Raw genomic sequence first — 4,362 nt, forward strand, 5'->3', positions numbered from 1 at the left:
CCCCGGAGCCCTCCACCGGGCGTCCCCCACCACCGAACGTCCCACCCACCAGAAACCAACGTCCCCGCCATGGGGAAACGTCCGGCGGAACCGCCGCGGAAACGGAGAAAAAGATGACCATCGTCGGAGTTGTCGGTGCCGGGGTCATGGGCACCGGAGTCGCCCAGAACCTCGCCCAGTACGGCTACGAGATCATCCTGGTCGACGTCAGCGAGGAAGTCCTCGCCGAGGCCCGGTCCGTGATCACCCGCAACTGCCGGGTCAGCGGCCTGATGGGCGGCCCGGCCCTGGATCCGGACGAGATCCTCGGCCGGATCACCACCGCCGTCGGCCCCGACTCCCTGGCCAAGGCCGACTTCGTGATCGAGAACGTCACGGAGGACTGGGAGACCAAGCGGGGCGTGCACATCGAGTTGGACCGGGTGCTGAGGCCCGACGCGGTGGTCATCGTCAACACCTCCGCCATCCCCATCACCCGGGTCGGCGCGGTCGGCTCCCACCCCGAGCGGGTGGTCGGCGTGCACTTCATGAACCCTGTCCCGGCCAAGCCGGTGGTGGAGCTGATCCCCGGCTTCCACACCTCGCCGGAGGTCGTCGAGGTCACCCGCCAGTTCCTGGCCGACTTCGGGAAGAAGGCCGTCCAGGTCAAGGACGCCTCCGGCTTCGTCTCCAACCGGGTGCTGATGCTCACCGTCAACGAGGCCGCCTACCTGGTCCACGAGGGTGTCGCCGACGCCCGGTCCGTGGACGAGGTCTTCCGCGGCTGCTTCGGGCACCCGATGGGCCCATTGGAGACCGCTGACCTGATCGGCGTCGACACGATCCTCTACAGCGTCGAGGTGCTCTACGAGCACTACGCCGACAGCAAGTACCGCCCCTGCCCGCTGCTCAAGCAGATGAACGACGCGGGCCTGCACGGCCGGAAGACCGGCCGCGGCTTCTACACCTACGACACCAAGGAGTGACCGACATGTCCGTGACCACCGAGAACCCCGCCGTGCCCGCTGTCCCGCCCACCGAGATCGCCGACCGCATCCACGGCTTCGTCCGGGCCCGTTTCCCGCAGGTCGAGATCGCCCCCAACCAGGACATTTTCGCCATGGGCTTCATCAACTCGCTCTTCGCCATGGAGTTGGTGATGTTCATCGAGAAGACCTTCGGCCGAAGTGTCCCCAACGACGAACTGCGCATCGACAACTTCCGCACCGTCGAGGCCATGGCCGGGCTTGTCGGCCGGCTCCGACTCGCGGTGTCCGACTCCTGAGAGGAGCACACCATGACGACTCCGATCGCGGCGCCGCCGGCGCCGCCTTCAGGAGCCCTGCCCACCATCGACCGAGCCTCGGCCCGGGCCTTCGCCGAGGAGTTCATCACCCCGGTCGCGGACGTCTACGACCGCGCCGGGGCCGTACCCGAGGAGATCCAGGAGCGGATCGGGGAGCGGGGCCTGTGGGCCCCGTTCCTCCCCACCCGCCACGGCGGACGCGATCTGGACATGGTCACTCTGGGGGCGGTGCACGAGGAGATGGGCCGGGCCTGCTCTTCGGTGCGTTCCCTGCTCACCGTGCACACCATGCTCGCTTGGGCGCTGATGCGCTGGGGAAGCGCCGAACAGATCGAGCGATGGGCGCCGGACGTCGCCACGGGGCGGGTCCGGGGGGCGTTCTGTCTCTCCGAACCCGGGGCGGGCAGCGACGCCGCCGGCATCGGCACCAACGTCCGCCCGCACAAGGGCGGCTGGCTGCTCAACGGCCGCAAGAAGTGGATCACCGGTGGCAGTCGGGCCGACCTCTACCTGGTGTTCGCCCGCAACGAGTCCTCCATCGTCGCCCTGCTGGTGCCACGCACCGCGCCGGGTGTGGGCGTCACCCCGATCGACGACATGCTCGGCACCCGTGCCTCGCTCATCGCCGAAATCGACTTCACCGACGTGGAGCTGGGCCCGGACGCGCTGCTCGGTCCGAGCTCCTTCGCCTCCGGGATGGTGCTCAGCGGCACCCTGGACCTGGGGCGTTACAGCGTCGCCTGCGGCTCGGTCGGCATCATCCAGGCCTGCCTGGAGGCGTGCGCGCACTACACCACGCACCGCACCGTCGGCGGTAGCCGGCTGCGGGACCTGGCACTGATCCGCGCCAAGCTCTCCGACATGGTCACCGACGTACGGGCCGCCCGGCTGTTGTGCGAGCGGGCCGGAGAGCTGAAGGACGCCGAGGACCCGGCGACCCTGATGGCCACGTGGGTGGCGAAGTACTTCGCCTCCACGGCCGCGGCCCGGCACTCCTCCGAGGCCGTCCAGGTGCACGGCGCCAACGGCATGAGCACCGACTACCCGGTCGCGCGGCTGTACCGGGACGCCAAGGTGATGGAGATCATCGAGGGCAGCAACGAGATCCAGCGCATAACGATCGCCGATGAGGCGTTCAGAGAGGTGGCACAGTGAGCACGGCGACAGCGCCCGAGGAGGCGCGGGGGGCCGCCGCAGAGACGGTGGACCCCTACCACAAACCGAAGCGGGGCAGCATCAAGTGCGTGGTCTGGGACCTCGACAACACCCTCTGGGACGGCGTGCTCCTGGAGGACGGCGAGGTCCGGCTGCGCCCCGGGGTGGTGGAGCACATCCGCCGTCTGGACGCGCTCGGCGTGCTGCACTCCGTGGCGAGCAGGAACGACCACGCGACGGCGATGGCGAAGCTGCGCGACCTCGGGCTGGAGGACCTGTTCCTCCACCCGCAGATCGGTTGGAACGCCAAGTCCGAGTCGGTGCGGCGGATCGCCGCCAAGCTCAACCTCGGCCTGGACTCCTTCGCCTTCGTCGACGACCAGGACTTCGAGCTGGCGGAGATGGAGTTCTCCGTCCCCGAGGTCACCCGGGTCAACGCCCTGGAGATCGACACCGCCCTGCACCGGGAGGAGTTCCTCCCGCGTTTCGTCTCCGACGAGTCGGCGCGGCGCCGCGCCATGTACCGGGGGCAGCTCGCCCGGGACGCCGAGGAGAGCGAGTTCACCGGCACCAGTGAGGAGTTCCTCGCCGGGCTGGAGATGCGGTTCACCATCGCGCCGGCCGCCCGCGCCGACCTCCAGCGTGCCGAGGAGCTGACGGTCCGCACCAACCAGCTCAATGCCACCGGTCGGACCTACTCCTACGACGAGTTGGACGCGCTGCGGGAGTCCGAGGACCACCTGCTGCTGGTCGCCGCGCTGGAGGACCGGTTCGGTTCCTACGGCAAGATCGGCCTCGCCCTGGTGGAGAAGGGCGGGGAGGACTGGTGGCTGAGGATGATGTTGATGAGCTGCCGGGTGATGTCCCGCGGCGTCGGCACCGTTCTCCTCGGTCATGTGATGGAGCGCGCCCGGGACGCCGGAGCCGGACTGCGCGCCGACTTCGTGGAGACCGGCCGCAACCGGATGATGCAGATCACCTATGCCTTCAGCGGGTTCCGCGAGTTTTCCCGGGAGGGCGACCGGGTGGTGCTCGTCGCCGACCTGTCGCAGCTCCAGGACCCGCCCGGCTACGTGCGACTGGAGGTGGGGTGATGACCCCGCCCCGGCTCGTCGACCGGGCCTCGGTCACCGCCTGGTTCCCCTTCGCGGAACCGCCCGGCGCCATCGGGGTGCGGCTCTACTGCCTGCCGCACGCCGGTGGTTCGGCCTCCGCCTTCCGCTCCTGGTTCGGCCGTGTCGGGGAGGTCTCGGTCCGTCCGGTGCAGCTCCCCGGCCGGGAGACCCGGCTGCGGGAACCGGCCTATCGCTCCATGACCGACCTGGTGCGCGACCTCACGGACGCCCTGCTCGCGGACCTGGAGACCCCGGACGGCCACCGTCCGTTCGCGATCTACGGTCACAGTCTCGGCGGCCAGGAGGGCTTCGAGGTGGTTCGCGAACTGCGCCGCCGCGGCGGTCCCACGCCGCTGCACCTGTTCGTCTCCGGTTGTCCCGCCCCCGGCGATGACCCCAACGCCCATGAGCCGCCGGTCGGTTCGATGAGCGATGAGCAGGTGGTGGCGCTGCTGCGGCGAATCGGCGGTACCCCCGAGTGGATGCTGCGCGACCCGTCCGTACTGCGGATGATCCTGCCGCCCTTCCGCGGGGACTTCGCCGTTCGGGAGTCCCACGAGCACCGGCCGGAGCCGCCGCTCACGCTGCCGATCACTGCCCTGGCGGCGGACCGCGACCCGCGCGCCGGGATCCGTGACATGGTCGGCTGGCGCCGCGAGACCACCGGGCCGTTCCGCTGCCGGGTGCTGTCCGGTGGGCACTTCGCGGTGCTGGAGCAAGCCGAGGTGACCCGGCGCCGGCTGGCCGAGGGGTTGCGGGAGGTGATGGCATGAACACGGTTGTCCCCTGTCGGTCGCTGCCCCGACC

5 protein-coding genes are annotated in these 4,362 nt (G+C 70.0%); all 5 read left to right on the forward strand.

What is annotated here, in order from left to right:
- Window positions 1-113: 113 nt before the first annotated feature.
- Genes FNQ90_RS14065 through FNQ90_RS14085 form a run of 5 tightly spaced genes read left to right on the forward strand, consistent with a single transcriptional unit; the run spans window position 114 to window position 4,328 of the window.
- Window positions 114-965 carry a 3-hydroxyacyl-CoA dehydrogenase family protein gene (locus tag FNQ90_RS14065; RefSeq protein ID WP_182606698.1) on the forward strand — a complete coding sequence of 284 codons (852 nt, stop codon included), beginning with the start codon at window positions 114-116 and terminating at the stop codon, window positions 963-965.
- Between the two features lie 5 nt (window positions 966-970).
- On the forward strand, window positions 971-1,264 hold the full coding sequence (locus FNQ90_RS14070) for an acyl carrier protein (RefSeq protein WP_182606699.1): 294 nt from the start codon (window positions 971-973) through the stop codon (window positions 1,262-1,264).
- Window positions 1,265-1,276: 12 nt separating this feature from the next.
- Window positions 1,277-2,440 (forward strand): acyl-CoA dehydrogenase family protein, encoded by a 1,164-nt coding sequence (locus tag FNQ90_RS14075; protein WP_182606700.1) that lies wholly within the window; start codon window positions 1,277-1,279, stop codon window positions 2,438-2,440.
- Window positions 2,437-3,534, forward strand: coding sequence for an HAD-IIIC family phosphatase (locus FNQ90_RS14080; RefSeq protein ID WP_323379958.1), 1,098 nt, complete (start codon window positions 2,437-2,439; stop codon window positions 3,532-3,534). Before FNQ90_RS14075 ends, FNQ90_RS14080 begins: the two co-directional genes overlap by 4 nt.
- A complete protein-coding gene (locus FNQ90_RS14085; RefSeq protein ID WP_182606701.1) occupies window positions 3,534-4,328 on the forward strand; it encodes a thioesterase II family protein in 795 nt (264 codons plus the stop codon). The genes FNQ90_RS14080 and FNQ90_RS14085 overlap by 1 nt, the downstream gene beginning before the upstream one ends.
- The last annotated feature ends 34 nt before the right edge of the window (window positions 4,329-4,362 follow it).

Origin of the sequence: Streptomyces alkaliphilus, assembly GCF_014141535.1 — a bacterium.
GTDB lineage: Bacteria > Actinomycetota > Actinomycetes > Streptomycetales > Streptomycetaceae > Streptomyces > Streptomyces alkaliphilus.